This is a genomic window from Azospirillum oryzae (assembly GCF_008364795.1).
Classification (GTDB): Bacteria; Pseudomonadota; Alphaproteobacteria; order Azospirillales; family Azospirillaceae; genus Azospirillum; species Azospirillum oryzae.
Genome location: NZ_VTTM01000002.1, coordinates 864,795 through 885,236, shown reverse-complemented (window position 1 = coordinate 885,236; position 20,442 = coordinate 864,795). Strand labels below are relative to the sequence as shown.

The following is a 20,442-nucleotide window of genomic DNA, read 5'->3' as shown; positions in this document are numbered from 1 at the left end:
TGGGTGTGCCGGGGATAGGAGCCCCGGCACACCCACCCCGAAAATAGTGCTTTTTCCCGCCGACGGCAACGGGTCACCCCGACGGGCTTCACAATCGCCAACGGTGGAACAGAATCACGACCGCTCAAGGAACGCCGACCAATCGGCCATGCTTGGGACGCAGGCACAGCAGCACTCCGCCCAACAGCAGCCCGGCCGCCACCCCGCCCGCGTGCGCCGCCCAGCCGACCTCGGCAAACGGGGAGTCGCCTTTCAACGGCACCAGCGTCATCGCCGCGTTCAGCAGTGCGAAAACCAGGATCGCCCCCTGTACCAGCCGCCGGGGCAGGCGCCGCGACAGCAATCCGAAGCGCGGCCGCATCCACAGGAAGGCGCCCATCAGAGCGCAGATCGCCCCACTCGCCCCAATCAGCGGCGCCATCCGGTCGACGGCGAGCAGCCCTTCCGTCAACGCCGCCGCCACCGTGCCGGCGAGGAACAGCGACAGATAGCGGAGATGTCCGGCCTCCCGCTCCACCACGTCACCCAACAGCCACAGCACCGCCATGTTGGAGACCAGATGCGTCAGGTCGCCATGGATCAGCACATGTCCGAACAGCCCGCGCCACAGCGCACCGGTGGGCAGCGGCCCCGCCAACTCGACCGTTCCGAAGAAATAGGCGGGGACGAAGGCAAAGGACTCCGGCGGCAACCGTAGGACGAAGGCCAGCACGCAGACAAGGATGACGGTGCGGTTGGCATAGGGCGGGATGGGCGCAACGGCGACCGGTCCAGTTCCTCCGCTCCGGCCTTGCCGGTCCAGCGCCAGCGCCATCCCCCTGCCCCCGCTGTTCGGTGCCGCCGCTTCGCGCGGCGATAAGTCTCACCCCAATGTAAGAAGGGGTATTGGCGAAAAACAGCCGTTTCCTGCGCCGCTCAGTGGCTTCCTATACCGGTCGTACGGATTGGAGCGCCGGCCACCGGCTGGCACAGTGGCTCTACCATCCGGCGAGGGTCCCTTCGCCGGACAATGACAACCGGGGAAGAAACGACCATGAACGAACGTCAGGATACCGGCAGCATGACGGTGGACCGCCAGGGGCGCGTCATGGTGCTGACCATGAGCGACGCCGGCACCCGCAACGCGCTGGGCTTGAAGATGATGGCGGCCGGCCGCGACGCGCTGGACGAGGCGACGCACGACCCCGAAATCGGCGCCATCGTGCTGACCGGCGCCGACGGCGCCTTCAGCAGCGGCGGGCACCTGAACAACCTCTATCACCACGGTAGCCGCTCGCGGTCGGAGAACCGGGACGGGATCGAGCGCTTCCACGGCTGGGTCCGGGCCATGCGCGAATGCCCCAAGCCGATCATCGCCGCGGTGGAGGGGCCGGCCGCCGGTGCCGGCTTCTCGCTGGCCCTGGCCTGCGACCTGATCGTCGCGGCGGAGGATGCGCAGTTCCTGACCGCCTATGTCAGGGTCGGGCTGACCGCCGACGGCGGCGCCTCCGCCTCGCTCGCCCGCGCGCTGCCGCCGCAGCTCTACGCCGAACTGATGCTGACCGGCGGCCCGGTCGATGCGGCGCGCCTGCATGCCGCCGGCGTCGTCAACCGCGTCACCGCGCCGGGCCGGGCGCTGGACGAGGCGACCGCCTGGGCGCAGACCATCGCCGAGGGGCCGGCCGGCGCCATGGGCCGGGCGAAGAAGCTGATGGAACTGGCTTATGGCAGCTTCGCCACCCAACTTGCCCGTGAAAGCGACCTGTTCGTGGAGGCCCTGCACCATGGCGAGGCGAAGGAGGGTATCACCGCCTTCTTCGAGAAGCGCCGTCCGGTGTTCCACAAACGCTGAGCGATAAAGCCGGCCGGGCGTCGTCCGTCACGGCACCCGGCCGGCTCCGCATCACCGCACCAGGACGTGCGCCGCCTCCTTCGTCCGTCCGACCGCTCCGGCCACCTGACTGACCGCGGTGGAAATGGCGGAAATGTTGGAAGTCACCGTCGCCACGGCGGCGGACGCACTCTGCATGTTGGACGACATGTTCTGGGTGACGGCGCTCTGTTCCTCCACCGCCGACGCCGTGCCGGTCACATGTTCCCGCACCACCGAGACGGCTTCGCGGATGGCGTTCAGCGCATTGGCGACTTCGGTCGAGGTCGACTGGATGCCTTCGATCTCGGCGGAGATCTGCTCGGTCGCCTTCCCGGCCTGATTGGCCAGGTTCTTCACCTCCGACGCGACGACGGCGAAGCCCTTGCCCGCCTCGCCGGCGCGGGCCGCTTCGATGGTGGCGTTCAGCGCAAGCAGGTTGATCTGGCCGGCAATGCTGTTGATCAGCCCGACGATGCCGTTCATCGCCTGGGCGGCGGCGGCCAAGCGATCGGTGCTTTCCGCGACCGCGACGGTGCGGTCGAAGGCGCCGTCGGTCGCCGAGCGGGCGCGCGTCATGCTCTGGGAAATCTCGCCGATGGAGGCGACCAGTTCCTCGGCACTCGCCGCCACCGCCTGGACGCTGGCGGAGGTCGAGCCGGCGGCATCGTTGGCGGAATTCGCCTCCCCCATCGACAGTTGGAGCGCCTGATCGATCTCGCCGAAATTCTTGTCGATCAAAACCTTGAGGTTGTTCAGCAGCGAGACCTGCGCGGTCACGTCGACCGCGAACTTGACCACTTTGACGACCCGCCCCTTCTCATCAAGGATCGGGTTGTAGGCGCCTTCGATCCAAACCGGATTGCCGGACTTGCCGATCCGCTTGTATTGCGCCGCCTGGAATTCGCCGCGCCGCAGGGTTTCCCAGAAACGGGCATAGTCGGCGCTGTCGCGATAGGCCTGCTCCACGAACATGTTGTGGTGCTTGCCGACGACCTCGTCCAGGCGATAGCCCATCACGTTCAGGAAATTGTCGTTTGCCTTGGTGATGATGCCCTCGGTCGTGAACTCGATCACCGCCTGCGACCGGTTGATCGCCGCCATCTGCGCGGCGTAATCGAGGTTCTCCAGCCGTTCCTTGGCATCGGCCCATTCGACGACGAAGCCGATGCGCCGGCCGTCTTCGGTCAACGGCGTGACCAGCAGGTCGAACTGGTGTCCGCCGACCTTGATGGTGGCGCCGTACGGCTTGCTCAGCGACGCCAGCAGTCCACGTTGGTGGCTCGGGTTCTTGTGGAACACGTCGATGTTGCTGCCGACCAGACGATTGACGTCCAGGCGGGGCAAATCCTTGCGCAGGTCGCTCTCGGCCTCGCGCAGCAATGCCACCACGGCGGGATTGACGTGGACGATGGTCAGATTTTCATCCGCCACCATCACCCTGGCGCGCAGCCCATCGAGCGCCGCCATCTTGCGCCCGAGCGCCTGATTGATCTTCCCCCGTCCGAACATCGGTCGCCCCTCGTGAATACGCTGGTATGGTTCGGATCATACCGGCAATCTAAGGGAATTCCATAAGGGCAACTCCGACATCTTGTGACATTTTCTTTAGATTTCTGAAACAGAAAGTGTTGATTCGCGACCCAACCAAATGCCCACCAAACAAGTCCCACAAACCAAGCCACAGCAACATCTTTGGTTGAGCGCATTGGGTTGGAAACAATGCTGCTTCGCAGCATGCTGTTCATGTCGCGATGCCGCACCGACCAGAACAGACCAAGCGGAACGGATCCCCGAAGGCGACGGGGGCGACGGACGCACCGGACACGCATCGGCCCACACCGACAGGAGCATCAACGTCGCGCGAAGCCCTCTTTCATGCGAATGCATGTTGTGCGCACCATCGGATGGTTGTAATAACTCGGGACATGACACAACCGCGCCATCCCTTGACCGACGCCGAACGGATCGACTGGATTCGCCTGATCCGTACGGAAAATGTGGGGCCGATCACCTTTCATCGCCTGCTGGAGCAGTACGGCAGCGCCGCAAGGGCACTGGACGCCCTGCCGGAACTGGCGCGGCGCGGTGGGCGGACCAAGCCGCTGCGCGTCGCCTCCAAGGCGGAGGCGGAGCGGGAGATGCAGGCCAACCGGCGCTTCGGCGCCCGCCTGCTCTGCGCCTGCGAACCCGATTATCCGGAGCCGCTGGCCGCGGTGGACGATGCGCCGCCGGTGATTTCGGTCGCCGGGCATGCCCACCTGCTGCGGCGCCGCGCTGTCGCCATCGTCGGCGCGCGCAACGCCTCGCTGAACGGCAAGAAGTTCGCCGAATCGCTGGCGCGCGAACTCGGGACGGCCGGGCTGCTGGTCGTCTCCGGCCTCGCCCGCGGCATCGACACCGCCGCCCATGCCGGCTCGATCGCCAGCGGCACCGCCGCGGTGCTGGCCGGCGGTATCGACGTGGTCTATCCGCCCGAGAACGAAGGGCTTTACCGCGACATCGTGGCGCAGGGCGTCGTGGTGGCGGAAAGCCCCATCGGCACCCAGCCGCAGGCCCGCCACTTTCCCCGCCGCAACCGCCTGATCTCCGGCCTGTCGCTGGGCGTTCTGGTGGTGGAGGCGGCATTGCGCTCCGGCTCCCTCATCACCGCGCGGATGGCTCTGGAACAGGGGCGCGAGGTGATGGCGGTGCCGGGTTCCCCGCTCGACCCGCGCTGCCACGGCACCAACAACCTGCTGCGCGAGGGCGCCACGCTGGTGGAACGGGCCGACGACGTGCTGCGCGCGATCGAAAATCTGCGGCCGCCGACGATGGCGGAACGGCAGCGCGACCTGTTCAGCGCCCCCATCCATACCCACGCCCTTGCGGCGGAACCGCGAGCCGATTTGGACGAATCCGACCTTGCAAAGGCACGCGCCCTGGTGCTGGAAAACCTGGGCCACTCGCCCGTCACCATTGACGAACTCGTTCGCGGGTGCCAATTGTCCGCTCCGGTGGTGCTGACCGTGGTTCTGGAACTTGAGCTTGCCGGCCGAGTCCAGCGTCTTCCCGGTCATCAGGTCTCTCTCGCCTGATCGGCATCGCCGTGGTTTGGGTGGGCATACGCGAAGGGCTGGTTTCTTGCCGGGCAGCAACGTCGTCATCGTCGAATCGCCGGCCAAGGCGAAGACCATCAACAAGTATCTGGGCGACGACTATACCGTCATCGCCAGCTTCGGCCATGTCCGCGACCTTCCGGCGCGGGACGGTTCGGTGCGCCCGGATGAAGACTTCGCGATGGAATGGGAACTGGGCGACCGCTCCAAGCGTCACATCGACGAGATCGCCAAGGCAGTGAAGTCGGCCGACCGCGTCTATCTCGCAACCGACCCGGATCGCGAGGGAGAGGCCATCGCCTGGCACCTGTCGGAGCTGCTGCGCGAAAAGCACCTGACCGACAATCGCGACGTCCAGCGCATCACGTTCAACGAGATCACCAAGAGCGCGGTGCAGGCCGCCATCGCCAACCCGCGCGACGTGTCGCGCGAACTGGTCGACGCCTATCTGGCGCGCCGGGCGCTGGACTATCTGGTCGGCTTCACCCTGTCGCCGGTGCTGTGGCGCAAGCTGCCCGGCTCCAAGTCGGCCGGCCGCGTGCAGTCGGTGGCTCTGCGCCTGATCTGCGAGCGCGAATCGGAGATCGAGGTCTTCAAGCCGCAGGAATACTGGTCGATCGCGGTGGGCTTCACCACGCCGGCGGGGGCCTCCTTCACCGCGTCGCTGACCCAGCTGGACGGCAGGAAGCTCGACAAGTTCGGCCTGCCCAATCGCGAGGCGGCCGAGGCCGCGTTGGCGAAGATCCGCCCGCAGGCCTTCGCCGTGTCGCAGGTCGAGCGCAAGCAGAGCCGCCGCAACCCGTCGCCGCCCTTCACCACCTCCACCCTGCAGCAGGAGGCCTCGCGCAAGCTGGGCTTCGGCGCCACCCGCACCATGCGCACGGCGCAGAAGCTGTATGAGGGCGTCGACATCGGCGGCGAGACGGTCGGCCTCATCACCTATATGCGAACCGACGGCGTCAGCCTGTCGCAGGAGGCCATCGACGGCGCCCGCAGCCTGATCGGCTCGCACTATGGCGAGCGTTACGTCCCGGCCCAGCCGCGCGTCTACAAGACCGCCGCCAAGAACGCCCAGGAGGCCCACGAGGCCATCCGTCCGACCGACCTGCACCGCCGCCCCGAATCGGTGTCCGGCTATCTGGAAAGCGACGAGCTGCGGCTCTATGAACTGATCTGGAAGCGCACGCTGGCCAGCCAGATGGAAAGCGCCGTGCTGGATCAGGTGGCGGTGGACATCGCCAGCCCGTCGAAGGACGTGGTGCTGCGCGCCACCGGCTCCATCGTCGTGTTCGACGGCTTCCTGAAGGTCTATCAGGAGGATCGCGACGACGCGGCCGAGGACGACCAGCAGGAACGCCGCCTGCCGGCCATGGACCAGGGCGATGCTCTGAACCGCGGCGACATCGTCCCGGACCAGCACTTCACCCAGCCGCCGCCGCGCTATTCCGAAGCCAGCCTCGTCAAAAAGCTGGAGGAGTTGGGGATCGGCCGCCCGTCCACCTATGCCTCGATCCTGCAGGTGCTGCAGGACCGCAATTACGTGCGTCTGGACAAGCGGCGCTTCATCCCGGAAGACCGCGGCCGACTGGTGACCGCCTTCCTGGAGAACTTCTTCCACCGTTATGTGGAGTACAACTTCACGGCGGAGCTGGAGAACCAGCTGGACGAGATCTCCGACGGCAAGATCGATTGGAAGACCGTCCTGCGCGACTTCTGGACCGCCTTCGACGTGGCGGTGAACGGCACCAAGGATCTGACGATCACCCAGGTGCTGACCACCCTCGACAATGAACTCGGCGCCCATTTCTTCCCCGCCGCCACCGAGGACGGCCACGACCCGCGTGTCTGCCCGGTCTGCCGCGAGGGCCGGCTGGGGCTGAAGCTGGGCAAGATGGGCGCCTTCATCGGCTGCTCGCGCTATCCGGAATGTCGCTATACCCGGCCGCTGGCCGTCGCAAACGACGAGAACGGCGAGGCGCAGGAAGGCCCGCGCGAGCTGGGCAACGATCCGGAGACCGGCCTGCCGGTGACGGTGCGCCGCGGCCCCTACGGCGCCTACATCCAGTTGGGCCCGGCGCCCACCGCGGCGGTCGCTCCGCCGGAGGAGCCTGCGGTGGAAGAGCCTGCAGCCGACGGGAAGAAGCCGAAGGCGAAGAAAAAGAAGAAGGACGAGGCACCGAAGCCCAAGCGGGTGTCGCTGCCCAAGGGCATGGCCGCGGCGGACGTCGATCTCGACACCGCGCTGAAGCTGCTGGCCCTGCCCCGCGTCATCGGCAACCACCCGGAGACCGGCGAGGAGATCAGCGCCGGCATCGGCCGCTTCGGCCCCTACCTGAAGCATGGCAGCGTCTACAAGTCGCTGACGCCCGATGACGACGTGCTGACTGTCGGCATCAACCGCGCCGTCGACCTGCTGGCCGGCGCCGCCAAGAAGGCGTCGGCTCCGGCCAAGACGCTGGGCGACCACCCGAAGACCGGCAAGCCGATCACCATGGGGTCGGGCCGCTTCGGTCCCTATGTGAAGCACGCCAGCGTCTATGCCTCGATTCCCAAGGGAACCGAGCCGGACAGCGTCACGCTGGAACAGGCGCTGGAACTGATCGACGCCAAGGTCGCCAAGGACGCCGCCAAGAAGGGCAAGGCTCCGAAGGACGCCGAACCGGCCAAGGCAGAGGGCGCGGAGGCTGAGAAGCCCGCCAAGGCGAAGGCCCCGGCAAAGACGGCCGCGAAAAAGCCCGCTGCCAAGAAGGCGAGCAAGGCCAAGGCCGCCAAGGATGCTCCGGCGGAAGCCGCCGCGCCTAAGAAGAAGACCGCCAAGGCATCGTAACCGAAGTCCCCTCTCCCACCCTGGGAGAGGGATTTTCGCACGCCATTTTCCTATCAAAATAAAAGACATTAATTCTATTTAGACAAATTTCTCTGTTGAAATCCCCCTCGGCCTGTCGTCTCATTGTCCCTGCCCTGCAGGTTCCCCGTGTCACCCATAGGCGCAGCGCGTTAAGCTGCCGGCGGTGCGCAACCAAAGGAATACGGGAGGACAACATCCATGAGCGCCGCGGTTTCCACTCACGACCCCCATGCCCCGCTGATCCTGCGCGACGATCGCGATGGGGTTGCCACGCTGACGCTGAACCGGCCGAAGGCGCGCAATGCCCTGTCGGTGGGGCTGATGGGGGCGTTGCAGGATGCGCTGGATGCGATCCACGAAGACAGCTCCGTGCGCGCCGTGGTGCTGGCCGGGGCCGGCGGCGCCTTCTGCGCCGGGCATGACCTGAAGGAAATGCGCGCCGCCCCGTCGCGCGAGCTGTATGAGGCACTGTTCACCCAGTGCTCCCGCCTGATGCTGACCATCAACCGCGTCCGCCAGCCGGTGATCGCCAAGGTGCGCGGGGTGGCGACCGCCGCCGGCTGCCAGCTGGTGGCGACCTGCGACCTTGCCTATTGCGAGGAGGAGGCGCGCTTTGCGACTCCGGGCGTCAACATCGGGCTGTTCTGCTCGACACCGATGGTGGCGTTGACCCGTGCGGTCGGGCGCAAGGCGGCCATGGAGATGCTGCTGCTGGGCGACCTGATCGACGCCGAGGAGGCGGAGCGCATCGGCCTCGTCAACCGCGCGGTGCCGGCCGACCAGCTGGACGAGGTCGTGGACGGCGTCGCCGCCAAGATCGCGTCCAAATCGCCGCTGACGCTCGCCACCGGCAAGGAGGCGTTCTACCGCCAGATCGATCTGGACGTGGAAGGCGCCTATGCCTACGCCGCCAAGGTGATGACGGAGAACATGATGGCGCAGGATGCCGCCGAGGGCATCGACGCCTTCCTGGGCAAACGCACGCCGGTCTGGTGCGGCCGATGACCGATCCCAAGATGAGCGAGACCAGGATCACCGAGCTGGCCGACTACACCGACGCCTTCCTGCGCGGCGTGCTGGAGAACGCGAAGAGCATCGCCGTGGTGGGGGCCAGCGCCGACCCGGTGAAGGCCAGTTTCTTCGTGATGAAGTATCTGCGCGACAAGGGCTATCGGGTCATCCCGGTCAACCCGAAGATGGCCGGCCAGACCATTCTCGGCCTGCCGGTCTACGCCAGCCTCAAGGACTTGCCGGAGCCGCCGGACATGGTCGACATCTTCCGCAACTCCACCGCAGCCGGCGGGGTGACGGACGAGGCGATCGCCGCCGGTGCCAAGGTGGTGTGGATGCAGTTGGGCGTCCGCAACGACGAGGCGGCGGCGCGGGCGCAGGCTGCCGGTCTGACCGTGGTGATGGACCGCTGTCCGAAGATGGAAATCCAGCGTCTGTACGGCGAAATCGGCCGGATCGGGGTCAATTCCAATGTGCTGGTGACGCGCCGCATGGCGCCGACGAAATCATTCAAAAAGCTGATCTGATAAACTGGGGGAACACGCAGATGACTGAGCAGAAGAGCTTCGGCTTCGAGACCCGCGCCATCCATGCCGGCGCCGCACCCGATCCGGCGACGGGCGCGCGGCAGACGCCGATCTACCAGACCACCAGCTTTGTCTTCGACGATGTCGACGACGCCGCCTCTCTGTTCAACCTGCAGAAGGTCGGCTTCATCTATTCCCGCCTGACCAACCCGACTGTGGCGGTGCTGGAAGAGCGTCTGGCGAATCTGGAAGGCGGCGCCGGCGCCACCGCGACCTCGTCCGGCCATGCCGCGCAGTTGCTGGCGCTGTTCCCGCTGATGGCGCCCGGCGACCACATCGTCGCCTCGAAGAAGCTCTATGGCGGCTCGCTGAACCAGCTCGGCATCAGCTTCCCGCGCGCCTTCGGCTGGCAACCGAGCTTCGTCGACACCGACACCGTCGAGAACGTCAAGGCGGCGCTGACCGAGAAGACCAAGGCGATCTTCGTCGAAAGCCTCGCCAACCCCGGCGGCGTGGTGACGGACATCGAGGCCATCGCCAAGATCGCCGACGACGCCGGTATCCCGCTGATCGTCGACAACACGCTTGCCACGCCCTACCTGATCAACCCGATCCAGTGGGGCGCCACGCTGGTGGTGCATTCGACCACCAAATTCCTGTCCGGCAACGGCACCTCGGTCGGCGGCGTCGTGGTGGACAGCGGCAAGTTCGACTGGAGCAAGTCCGGCAAGTTCCCGGCGCTGAGCGAGCCCGACCCCGGCTATCACGGCCTGCGCTTCCACGAGACCTTCGGCCATCTGGCGTTCACCATCCACGGCCATGCCGTGGGCCTGCGCGACCTGGGTCCGAGCCAGGCGCCGATGAACGCCTTCCTGACGCTGAACGGCATCGAGACCCTGCCGCTGCGCATGCAGCGCCACGCCGACAGCGCGCTGAAGGTGGCGCAGTTCCTGGAAGGCCATCCGGCGGTCGGCTGGGTCAGCTATGCCGGGCTGGAGTCGTCCAAGTACCGTGATCTCGCGAAGAAGTACCTGCCGCGCGGTGCCGGCGCGGTGCTGACCTTCGGCGTCAAGGGCGGCTTCGAGGCCGGCGTGAAGGTGGTGGAGAGCGTGGAGCTGTTCAGCCACCTCGCCAACATCGGCGACGCCCGGTCGCTGATCATCCATCCGTCCTCGACCACCCACCGCCAGCTGTCGGCGGAGGCCCAGGCCTCGGCCGGCGCCGGTCCCGACGTGATCCGCCTGTCGATCGGGCTGGAAACGCCGGAGGACATCATTGCCGACCTGGATCAGGCGCTGAACAAAACGCTTGCGTAAGGACCTCCAATCCGGCGGCGGGTCATTCCGCCGCCGGCAGGGGTTCCGCCACCGGTTCGGCCTTGCGGCGGTCGTCGGGCAGCAGCAGGGCAGCGGCGAAGGCGATGGCGGCCAGCGCCGACAGGGTCAGGTAGAGCATGGTGAACTCACCGGTGCGCTCATAGACCCAGGCAACCAGCTGCACCGCCAGCGGGCCGGCGCCGAAGGACAGGATGTATTTGGCGCCGAAGGCCAGCCCGCGGTGCTTGTCCGGGGTGTAGCGGGCCAGCAGCATGTTCTCCGCCGGGATCTGCGTCTGCGAAGCGATGACCACGAAGGCGGCGGCAGCCACCAGCGGCACGTCGGCCAGGACGGCGACCGCAGCCATCAGCGGAATCTGGGCCAGCAGGCAGAGCATATAGACCCTTTTGAGCGAATGGCGGTCGGCCAGCACGCCGCCGACCATCTGCGGCAGGGCGGAGATCAGGTAGACCGCCGTCACCAGCCCGCCAACGCCCAACGTGCCGGTGCCGAGCCAGCCGCCCAGCCGCGCCTCGAACAGCTTGGGCAGCACCACCTGCATGGCATTGAAGATCAGACCGGCGCAGACCATGGTCAGCGACAGCACGAAGAAGGCGCGCACCACGTCGCCGCGCGACGGCTTGGGCTGCGGCTTCACGTCGGCGTGGCGGTCCTGAACGACGCCGGACATCATCAGCAGGGCCAGAACGACGCCCAGCACGAGGCAGATCGCACCGGGGATGATGAAGGCCATGCGCCAGTTCAGCCATTGCGTCAGGCTGCCGGCGACCACCGCGGCGGTGGCGACGCCGAAGGTGCCGAACAGGCCGAGCCAGCCCATCGCCTTGCCGCGGTTCTCGGCATTCGCCATCATCCAGGCCATGCCGACCGGGTGGTAGATCGACGCCCCCAGCCCCAGCAGGGCCAGCGACCACATCAGCATCTCCGGCCCGTCCGACAGCCCGGCCAGAACCGCTCCGCCGCCGGTCATCAGGTAGAAGACGGCGATCATGCCGGCCGAACTCCAGCGGTCGCCCAGCCATCCGGCCAGCGGCGCCCCCAGCCCGATCATGAAGGCGCCCAGCGTCCACAGCCGGATCAGCTCGTCATAGGAGAGCTTCCATTCCGTTTCCAGCGCCAGCACGATGGTCAGGAACAGTGCCGACACGATGTGCATCAGCGAATGCCCGACCCAGGCGAATCCGACGGACAGCCGCGCCGAGGTCGGCGACGGCAAGGCGGCGGAAGGGTGGCTCATGGAACGTCTCCGACCCCGGACCTGTCCGGACCGGGAAATGTTTCACAGGCAAGCGAAACGCAAGGCTGGCACGGGTTGGTTGAACCGTCCAATGCGCCTGCCTCATGGCGGGCATGCCCGTGAAGGCTCGGCGTCAGTCGTGAACGTTCCCGCGCATCTTCTTCACTTCCGACCGCTTGGCCTTGCCCTCCAATCGCCGCTCCTTGGAGCCCTTGGTCGGCTTGGTTGGGCGGCGGGGCGGCGGCGGCGGGGCGGCGGCTTCGCGGATCAGGTCGATCAGACGCTCGCGAGCGTCTTCGCGGTTGCGCATTTGCGAGCGGTAGCGGTCGGCCACCAGGATCAGAACCCCATCCTGGGTCAGGCGGGATCCTGCCAGCCGCTCCAGCCGGTAACGCACCGGATCGGGCAGGTTCGGCGAGCGGCGCACATCGAAACGCAGTTGGACCGCCGTCTCCGTCTTGTTGACGTGCTGGCCTATTCCACCCCACTGTTCAAGCGTGACCTGAACAGTGGTAGCGGCCATGACGCTTGCGTTTTCCTACATCAGGATGTCCACGCCCGAGCAATTGAAGGGCGACTCCCTGCGGCGACAACTGGAGCGGTCCCGCCGACTGGCCGAGGCCCGCGGCTGGACTCTCGACGAGACTTTCCGCGACCTGGGAAAGTCGGCGTACCGGGGAACTCACATCGAATCGGGGGCCTTTGGGGAGTTCCTGGAGCGGGTCCGGGCTGGCAAGGTGCCAACGGGCTCCGTCCTGATCGTGGAGTCCCTGGACCGGCTATCCCGCGAGACCGTGCCCGTGGCCCTCCAGACCTTCCTGGGAATCATCAACGCGGGGTTGGTGCTGGTCACCCTGGACTCCGAACCCCCGCGGGAGTTCCGGGCCGACTCGGCCAACGTGACATTCGACCTTATGTTGTCGATCTTGGAATTGTCGCGAGCACACGCGGAATCGCGGCGGAAATCAGACCTCCTGAAACCCGCCTGGGAGAACAAGCGGCGACAAGCCCGTGAAGACAAAAAGCCCCTGACCCGCCGTCTCCCGATGTGGATCCGGATCGTGGATGGCCAGTTCGAAATCATCCCGGAGCGAGCCGAGGTCGTGAGGGAGATTTTCGAATTATCGGTGGCCGGGATCGGTCGGGAGAAGCTGGTCAAGCTCCTGAACGGGCGGGGCATCCCGGCCCCCGGCGGGGGTGAGTGGGGTAAGTCGGGGATCTCCCACATCCTCGACACTCCGGCCGTGATTGGCCGGTTCCAGCCATCGGAGACATACTATGAGAATGGCCGGAAGCTTCGGCGGCCCGTCGGAGACATAATCGAAGGCTATTTTCCTCCCGTGATCCCCGTTGACCTGTACAACCGGGCTCACGCCGCGAGGCAAAGTCGGTCGCTCGGGTACGGAGGCAGGACCGGCTGGACCTTCTCCAACATCTTTCGGGGGCTCTGCTACTGCGGAGCTTGCGGCGGCAAGATGGAGTACTTCAACAAGGGGAACAACTTGGAGAAGGGTGGCCGATACTTCATGTGTGCCTCGGTCAAGCGGGGCTCGGGGTGCCAGGAGCGGGTCACCTACAGGTACGTACACTTCGAGCGGGCCTTCCTGGACAACTGCCACCACTTCGACTTCAGCCGCCTCAACGCGGCGGCTGCCTCGGACCTCCAACATGTCCGGGAGCGAATCGCGGAACTTGCCCTGGAGCAAACCGACCTGAACAAGCGGTACGCTACCATATTGGAACTCGCCGAGACGAACGGGCTGAGCGACAGGATCAGGACCCGCGTGGCCGAACTCGAAACGGCACTGGACCTGAATGCGGCTGAACAGGACAAACTCCGGGTCAAGGAGGCCACCTTGGCCCATTCCGGCCAGAGCGATACCATTCGCCAACTTTTGGAGGTCCGAGGCCGCATGGAGACGGCGACGGGCGAAGACCTGTACAGGATCCGGGCTCAGCTTTCCGCGATGATCCGCGAATTCACCGTCGGAATCGTGTTTTGGAACGGGATCGCAACCGTCGCGGTCGGCAATTCCGGCATGGCAACGCCTTTCATGGCCCTGTACATGTTCAACAAAGCCGGCAAGCTGTTGATCCGCACCGGGCTCGAATTCGGACCCAGCACAGACCAGCATGCGGTCCCGGTCGGAGATATTGGGACCGGCACACCTGAAGAACTACAGGAGCGGTTGCGAGCCGTGGACGCGACCCTGAAGGCCGTCTCGGCCCTCAAGGCCCGGATGGAACCGACTATTCCTGAAGCCGAACGAGAAACCGGCATGGAGCGGTTCAAGGCTCGGTGGGGGGACATGGACCCGTTGCCCGCATCGGCCAGTCTGGTGTTGGAGGCTCCAGGCTAAGGTTGCGGGGGCGTTTTCCGGGGGCCAGCTTGACAGCTTTCGAATCGGGTGTACCCCGGAGAGGCAAGAAGGTTGGAGAAAACCACCATGACCTCATCCGGCCCCTTGGATTGGCTCATCGACCGGTACGCGTCGAGACCGGCGGCGATCCGGAAACTGATCGATTTGGCCATTCGCCAACCCGTTAGGTGGAACGCCGATCAGGAGATTCGCTACCGCAGTGGCATCATCGCCCGTCTGACGGCGATGATGGAACTCGCCGAGGACGCCAGCGTGGCGGACAAAGCGGTGGCCTTCAGGGAGATGTTCACCCACGCCGATTCTCTGGAGGTCCAGAGATTCTTGACGTACCTGATCTTCCTGATCATTCCGGATGGCGGCTGGCCTGAACCAGTCGTCTGGGACTCCGCTGCTGGGCGTCCGCGGAGCTTCCATCTGGATTCGCAGTTGGAATACGCCGAGAAACTGGTGGTTACCTTGCTCGCTCGTCGCCTCCGCAGCGAATCGTGATGGCCTCCGGGAAAGGGGCCTGTGGCACCCGGCCTGAACAGTTCCTCTACCCCACAGGGGCGGTCCGGCGGGATCGGAATGAAGCGTTCGTGGAGTCTGTTCGAGTATCCCATCGGGTCCTGGATCGTCTCCGTTGATGCCGATCTCGGGGCATGGGCTATCGGATTCTGCTGGGACCTACGGCCAGCAGCCTTTTGGGTTGAGGCCGGCCCGTTGCACGCATCCATCAGCCGGAACGAGCCGTGGCCGGTAACCTTGGAAGAGATCCCGAACTGGACAGTACCTCTTCAGCGGTGGGTGTTCGGAAAACTCGAAATCCGTCTCGCAATCGATTGGAATACTTGGCTTGTTGGTGCCGGCATGGCCGACCCGCACGACTGGGGACTGCATTGTGGCCCGCTGAATTTGCAATTCGAATACAACAAACGCTATGCCGACGACCGCTGATTTCGGATCACCCTTTATTTTCATGCCCACCATGCCGCGGAGCAGCGTCCCGCTGGCTTCAAGAGGATCGTCCGCCAGTCCGACGATCAAACGGTTCAGACAGACTTTGGGGCGAACCTGCCGGATGAGATTGAGAGCCTGATCCTCATGACCGGCCATGTTCTTGGCAGCGGCGATCACGGCAGCCGCCCCGGACCGGGCCGCCGCAACATAGTCACCGCCCGCCCAGCGTCAGCCCGCGGCCGAATCCAAAATGACCGGGATGTCGCCGACCTGAGGAATCCTCACCGGTCCGCATCGCGACAATGCCGTCTACATCGGGTCCCCCGACCGTCGGCACCCGCTCAATATCCGAGAAGCTCCGCCGCAGGACGCAAGTGCCGGCCGCTACCGGTACGTCGTTCTGGTCATGGCCGTTGATGGCGACGACCTGCGTCGGATGGAGCACCACCCGATGCCCCGACCTCCCTGACGCCGTAGAGCCGAAGGGGGCGGTAGAACATCGGCCCAGATGTCCTCCCGACCCATGTTCTGGTTTCCTTGCTCATTCAGCCGGAGGACATCATGCTCGGGGCGAACCGACAAGGTGACGGCGATGGTCTTTTGCGATTACGGCCAGACCCATAGAGCCGGCGGGTTAGGCCCCGGTGAACCTTGCGGATGCATTCGGGCAAGCCGCTCTTCGGTGTAGTTGAACCTCTGCCGTGCCCTCGTTACCGAAGGCTCCTCTCAAGCCCAGGTCCACCATGCCGCGGCACGACGATCCCCTGCTCCGCCGCGGGGCTCTCGATGTCGCCATCGACACCGTCTTCGTGTCACCATCGTGACGGACGGCGATCCTCGACACGGTCCTGCCGGCGGTCGCCCTGGTGGATCTCCTCGACTGGATTGGCCAGAATGAGTTGGCGTCTCTGCTCCGCCACCTGCCGGCCGAGAGGTGGGCGGCCCACGCGGATGCCCTGGCCGAGCGGTGGCCCCGCTGGGCGGGCGAGCCCGCCCGGTTTGCCGCCCCGCTGATCGCCCAGTACCGCCCCGACACCGCGGCGGTCCTGTTCGAGGGCTTCGCCGCCAGTCTTGTGGATGCCATCGAGCCCGACGCCGACAAACTCCTTGGCGTCCTCGACGCCGTTCGGCACCTCGGCCGCGATCAGGCCCACGCCGTCCTGACCGCCGTCGTCCGCGTCGTCGAGGACAGCCAGCGGCTCGCCGACTGGCAGACCGCCGCTTTGGCCGACGCCGCCCTGGCGACCCGCCACCCCGACCGGCTGGAGATCGTCCGCCAATGGCTCGACCGGACCGCCGCCGAAGAGCGGACGTTTCATGAAGCCCTGGTCCGATTGGGCGAATGGCTGTTCGGCGACGCCAGCCGGGTCGGCTTCGTCCGCGACTATGCCCTGGACTACACCCAACAGGCGGTTGCCCCGCGGGCTAGCCCGGTCTTCCGCCCGGCCATTCCACCGGTCGAGATCGACGACGCCCTGCGGGGGCTGCGGCTCGACGATGCCAGATCGGCGACGCGGCTGCTCCAGCAGCATCTGGAGCACCCACCGGGCGACGAAGCCCCGGATCGCTGGGACGATTTCCTCGCCCTGGTCCAGGGCGGCCTGCCCCGCCCCGAGGGCCGCCCGGCCAAGCGGGTCTGGCCGGAGGTCTTCCTCGGGGGCCTTTTGACGACGCTACGGCAGCCCCGACTCGATTTGTCGCCGGCCGACCAGGAGACGATCTGGATGGTGGTCACGGCCGACATCGACCTGCCGCCCGGCCTGGAGGCAGCCCTGCCACGGCTCCAGGAGGTCCCCCGAGAGGTCATGGTGGCCGAAGCTGAGCCATAGCCCAGGCTGGTGACAACACCTACGCCGGCCACCATGCCGCTACCCTGATGGGCCTGCTCGGCTACGATGAGTTCCTGCCGGTGCTGGTCGCCGGTCTGGACTGTGAGTTCGAGCCGGCCCAGGAGGCCGCGGAGGCCGCCCTGGAATGCTACGGCGACCAAGCCATCGCGGCGTTAGACGCCGGCTTCGACACGCTCGAAGGCTTCCAGCGTCTGATGGCCTTTGGTCTGGCATCCCGACTGGGCGGCGATGCCGGCGTGGGCCTGATCGCCAAGCACTTCACGGCGTTCGTCGATGACGACCCGAACGCCATCTCGATGGCGGCCACCGTGCTGGACGCGGAGCCGCTGAATGCCCTGTTCAAGACGAAGCTCGGCCGCAATGACCCGTGCCCGCTCGGCACCGGCAAGAAGGTCAAGAAGTGCTGCTGCGGCGGCAACTGACCGACCTCGGCTGGACAGAGGGAAAATACGGTGGTTGAGGTTGGCCAGAGATTCGTGCTGCATGCCGGACGCAAGACCGTCTGGGAGGTGGTTGGCGTGACCACGACACCCGATGGGCTGCGGCATGTCCAGATGGTGTCGGTCGAGCCGCCGGGTGAGCGGAAGACGCTCGCGGAGACCGAACTGGAACGGGGCCGGTCGTTCCGGCACCTCGGGTGACCACGACCATATCGTTCGCCCAGACAACTGCGAACCGTATGTTCCGGTCTGGCCTTAGAATACCGCGATACACGTGCCGTCGATCCGCGAGTTCCCGCCGTGTATGCAGGGCTTTGTCGCGGCTCCCCGGTCGGCGAATGAACGGATTCGTGGTTCCCATACGGTGCAGGCGTCTCCGTCAGGCGGTCCTGACCGACTGCCGCCCCGACGCCATCGACCGCCGTCACCCCGCGATCCGCACCGGCGTGAGTTGACAGTTCTCGGAACCGTGGGATGTTCGACTTCAGCGAACGACGGTTCAAAGGGTTGTGACATGCGGTATGTCGCGTATTTCCGCGTGAGCACGCGGGACCAGGGTCGCAGCGGTCTCGGCCTGGACGCCCAGCGAGCCGCCGTTCAGCGGTTTCTCCGGGATGGTGATGTCGTTGTCGGTGAGTACCAGGACATCGAGACCGGCAAGCGGGACGACCGCGAGGGCCTCGGGCAGGCGTTGCGAGCCTGCCGGATCTATAACGCAAAGCTGCTGATCGCCCGCCTCGACCGGCTCAGCCGCAACATCGCCTTCATCACCCGGTTGATGTCGGATGGCGTGCAGTTCGTCAGCGTGGACAATCCGGCCATCAACGAGTTGACGGCTCATATTCTTGCGGCGGTTGCGGAGGCGGAACGCAAGGCGATCTCCGACCGCACCCGCCTCGCCCTGGCGGCGGCCAAAGCGAGGGGCACCAAGCTCGGCAACCCGGCCAACCTGAGGGGGCAGGATGAAGGACGGCGGCGTGGAGCGGCGACCGTCGCGGTCCAAGCCGCCAAGCGGGCAGCGGATCTCCAGGATGTGATCGCCGCCATTCAGGCCGACGGCGTCACGAGCCGGCGGGGAATTGCCCGCGAACTCAACCGGCGGGGAATCCGCACCGCCCGCGACAGAGAGTGGTCGGCCGGTCAGGTCCACGTCCTCCTGGCACGCCTTTTGGAGAATTTCCCCAAGCTGAGCACCACAGAAGCAGTGACGGCGACGTGACCATGACGATGATCGTAACGTTTTCAGCCGCAACCTTTGGGCTACCCCGGCCGATAAGGAAGAGCGGTTGATCTCGGAGTGGAATCGTCACGATCTGCTGGTAACACGTGATCGCAGCGAGCCGCTGGGGAGCCGATACTTCGCCAAAGTCACCCGATCTGCTCCTTCACGTCGGCAGACCCAAGCCGACGAATATGCCGGCAGGGTCATGCCGATCACCGCCGAGATCGACCGGACGGGGGTCACCATCGTCCAGGGACTCGCCGACGCCCTGAACGCCAGGAGGCGGTCGCATCCCAGTACGGTTCGGGATGTGATCCTGTGAACTCGGCCATCGGGCGAGACGCCCACCTGATTGCTTCGGCGAGGTCTCGCCCACAGTGCCGTCCTGGACGATTTCCTGGAAACCTGCAATTTGCACCTCTCGTAGGGGCAGAATCGCTACGGGTTCATACTTCCACCTATTTCAATCCACGCCCCCGCGAGGAGGCGAACGGCCTTCTGGCGTTCGTCGCCCGCGACCCAGTTGCCGTTTCAATCCACGCCCCCGCGTTGGGGCGAACCTGTGCCGCCGGGGTCATCGCCCAGGATGACCTTGTTTCAATCCACGCCCTCGCGTGGGGGCGAACATCACACGCTCGGACATCGCCCACCAGCGGGGCATGTTTCAATCCACGCCCCGCGTGGGGGCGAACCGCAAGGTCGGGCGGGTCAAGCCGGGCCGCTACGAGTTTCAATCCATGCCCCCGCGTGGGGGCGAACCGACGCCGGTCGTCCCGGTCCCTGCGAACCCGTCGTTTCAATCCACACCCCCTGGTGGGGGCGAACGCTTGCGGGATCGGGTTGAACTGGAACGTGTTCAGGTTTCAATCCACGCCCCCCGTGGGGGCAAGTCTCTTCCAGACCATGGCAGGCACCGCCCAGGCCAGCGTTTCAATCCGCGTTCCCCAAGGAGGAAAGACGCTCGGCATAGCCGAATATCTTGTCGGCCGGCATGTTTCAATCCGTGCCCAGTGGTAGCGAAGACGCAGTCCGCCCCGGCTTTTGCCGAGGTGGCGAAGTTTCAATCCACGCCGCCGTATGGAACGAGACTCCCGCTTCGAGCGGGTCGTCGGCGTCTCACCGTCGTTTCAATCCACACCCCGTGGAGGACGAGACCCGATGCCTATGTCCACAACGTGACCCGGCCGCTGCTTCGATCAACGCCCCTATAGGGGGCGAGCCATGTAGTATCCGTCCTTTGCCGTCTGGCCGAATCCGTTTCAATCCACGCCCCCGAGGAGGGCGAAACCATGCTCTGCCGTGCCATTGATCCCGATGTCGAGGTTTCGATCCACGCCCCTGAGGGGAGCGAGACGGTCCAGATCACGAGGCCGCCTGTCCGCGTTCGGTGTTTCAATCCACGCCCCCATGGCGGCGAGACCAACGGCAAGGCTCTTACCGGTGGCGGACAGCGTGTTTCAATTCACGCCCCCGCGTGGGGGCGAACTTGGGGTCGGCACGGAACGCCTGATCGCCTCAATTGTTTCAATCCACGCCACGTAAGGGGCGAGTTCCGTCCTGGGCTCCTCTATGGGCTTCTGGCCCATGTTTCAATTCACATTCCCATGGGGGCGAGAGCACGGGATCACCGCGGCGTGCGTAGGGTAGAGCGGGTTTCAATCCACGCCCCCGTGTGGGGGCGAACACATAGAGGCCCTTGGCAG

The 20,442-nt window shown here is 65.8% G+C and carries 18 protein-coding genes; 13 read left to right on the top strand and 5 right to left on the bottom strand.

All coding sequences use genetic code 11. The features are described 5' to 3' along the window. Positions 1-124: 124 nt before the first annotated feature. Positions 125-814: a rhomboid family intramembrane serine protease gene (locus FZ938_RS10230; protein WP_149198383.1), complete on the bottom strand. Its 690-nt coding sequence runs from the start codon at positions 812-814 to the stop codon at positions 125-127. A 219-nt stretch (positions 815-1,033) separates the two neighbouring features. On the opposite strand from FZ938_RS10230, the gene FZ938_RS10225 reads away from it, so the two are divergent. Then, positions 1,034-1,831, top strand: a complete 798-nt coding sequence (locus FZ938_RS10225; protein ID WP_149198382.1) for an oxepin-CoA hydrolase, alternative type — start codon at positions 1,034-1,036, stop codon at positions 1,829-1,831. Positions 1,832-1,882: 51 nt separating this feature from the next. Here the strand turns inward: FZ938_RS10225 and FZ938_RS10220 are convergent, their stop codons facing one another. After that, positions 1,883-3,361 carry a methyl-accepting chemotaxis protein gene (locus FZ938_RS10220; protein ID WP_149198381.1) on the bottom strand — a complete coding sequence of 493 codons (1,479 nt, stop codon included), beginning with the start codon at positions 3,359-3,361 and terminating at the stop codon, positions 1,883-1,885. A 416-nt stretch (positions 3,362-3,777) separates the two neighbouring features. Here FZ938_RS10220 and dprA point away from each other — a divergent pair, with 416 nt between their 5' ends. The 5 genes from dprA to FZ938_RS10195 all read left to right on the top strand — a co-directional run bounded on the left by dprA (position 3,778) and on the right by FZ938_RS10195 (position 10,649). Beyond that, a complete protein-coding gene (gene dprA, locus FZ938_RS10215) occupies positions 3,778-4,926 on the top strand; it encodes a DNA-processing protein DprA (RefSeq protein ID WP_149198380.1) in 1,149 nt (382 codons plus the stop codon). 46 nt (positions 4,927-4,972) lie between these two features. Next, on the top strand, positions 4,973-7,774 hold the full coding sequence (gene topA / locus FZ938_RS10210) for a type I DNA topoisomerase (protein ID WP_149198379.1): 2,802 nt from the start codon (positions 4,973-4,975) through the stop codon (positions 7,772-7,774). A 219-nt stretch (positions 7,775-7,993) separates the two neighbouring features. After that, positions 7,994-8,800 (top strand): enoyl-CoA hydratase, encoded by an 807-nt coding sequence (locus FZ938_RS10205; RefSeq protein ID WP_149198378.1) that lies wholly within the window; start codon positions 7,994-7,996, stop codon positions 8,798-8,800. Continuing rightward, positions 8,797-9,333: a CoA-binding protein gene (locus tag FZ938_RS10200; RefSeq protein WP_246457818.1), complete on the top strand. Its 537-nt coding sequence runs from the start codon at positions 8,797-8,799 to the stop codon at positions 9,331-9,333. Before FZ938_RS10205 ends, FZ938_RS10200 begins: the two co-directional genes overlap by 4 nt. 20 nt (positions 9,334-9,353) lie before the next feature. Then, complete coding sequence (locus FZ938_RS10195) at positions 9,354-10,649, top strand: O-acetylhomoserine aminocarboxypropyltransferase (protein ID WP_149198377.1); 1,296 nt, start codon at positions 9,354-9,356, stop codon at positions 10,647-10,649. 22 nt (positions 10,650-10,671) lie between these two features. Here the strand turns inward: FZ938_RS10195 and FZ938_RS10190 are convergent, their stop codons facing one another. After that, positions 10,672-11,907 carry an MFS transporter gene (locus FZ938_RS10190; protein WP_149198376.1) on the bottom strand — a complete coding sequence of 412 codons (1,236 nt, stop codon included), beginning with the start codon at positions 11,905-11,907 and terminating at the stop codon, positions 10,672-10,674. 133 nt (positions 11,908-12,040) lie between these two features. Further along, entirely contained in the window at positions 12,041-12,430 is a 390-nt protein-coding gene (gene arfB / locus FZ938_RS10185) for an alternative ribosome rescue aminoacyl-tRNA hydrolase ArfB (RefSeq protein WP_174757266.1), read from the bottom strand. On the opposite strand from arfB, the gene FZ938_RS10180 reads away from it, so the two are divergent. Then, positions 12,429-14,267 carry a recombinase family protein gene (locus FZ938_RS10180; protein WP_149198375.1) on the top strand — a complete coding sequence of 613 codons (1,839 nt, stop codon included), beginning with the start codon at positions 12,429-12,431 and terminating at the stop codon, positions 14,265-14,267. The genes arfB and FZ938_RS10180 overlap by 2 nt on opposite strands. A gap of 87 nt (positions 14,268-14,354) precedes the next feature. Beyond that, positions 14,355-14,777 (top strand): hypothetical protein, encoded by a 423-nt coding sequence (locus tag FZ938_RS10175; RefSeq protein WP_149198374.1) that lies wholly within the window; start codon positions 14,355-14,357, stop codon positions 14,775-14,777. Positions 14,778-14,954: 177 nt separating this feature from the next. On the opposite strand, the gene FZ938_RS10170 is transcribed toward FZ938_RS10175, so the two are convergent. Next, positions 14,955-15,404 carry a hypothetical protein gene (locus FZ938_RS10170; protein WP_149198373.1) on the bottom strand — a complete coding sequence of 150 codons (450 nt, stop codon included), beginning with the start codon at positions 15,402-15,404 and terminating at the stop codon, positions 14,955-14,957. A gap of 722 nt (positions 15,405-16,126) precedes the next feature. Between FZ938_RS10170 and FZ938_RS10165 the strand changes: the two genes are divergently transcribed. The 5 genes from FZ938_RS10165 (at position 16,127) to FZ938_RS10145 (ending at position 19,061) form a co-directional block, all read left to right on the top strand. Then, positions 16,127-17,056, top strand: coding sequence for a hypothetical protein (locus FZ938_RS10165; RefSeq protein WP_149198372.1), 930 nt, complete (start codon positions 16,127-16,129; stop codon positions 17,054-17,056). Between the two features lie 47 nt (positions 17,057-17,103). Further along, positions 17,104-17,499 (top strand): hypothetical protein, encoded by a 396-nt coding sequence (locus FZ938_RS10160; RefSeq protein ID WP_149198371.1) that lies wholly within the window; start codon positions 17,104-17,106, stop codon positions 17,497-17,499. Positions 17,500-17,529: 30 nt separating this feature from the next. Next, a complete protein-coding gene (locus FZ938_RS10155) occupies positions 17,530-17,718 on the top strand; it encodes a hypothetical protein (RefSeq protein ID WP_149198370.1) in 189 nt (62 codons plus the stop codon). Between the two features lie 313 nt (positions 17,719-18,031). Next, a complete protein-coding gene (locus tag FZ938_RS10150) occupies positions 18,032-18,736 on the top strand; it encodes a recombinase family protein (RefSeq protein WP_149198369.1) in 705 nt (234 codons plus the stop codon). A 67-nt stretch (positions 18,737-18,803) separates the two neighbouring features. Beyond that, the gene (locus FZ938_RS10145; RefSeq protein WP_149198368.1) at positions 18,804-19,061 is read left to right on the top strand and encodes a hypothetical protein; all 258 of its coding nucleotides are present in this window, start codon (positions 18,804-18,806) and stop codon (positions 19,059-19,061) included. The last annotated feature ends 1,381 nt before the right edge of the window (positions 19,062-20,442 follow it).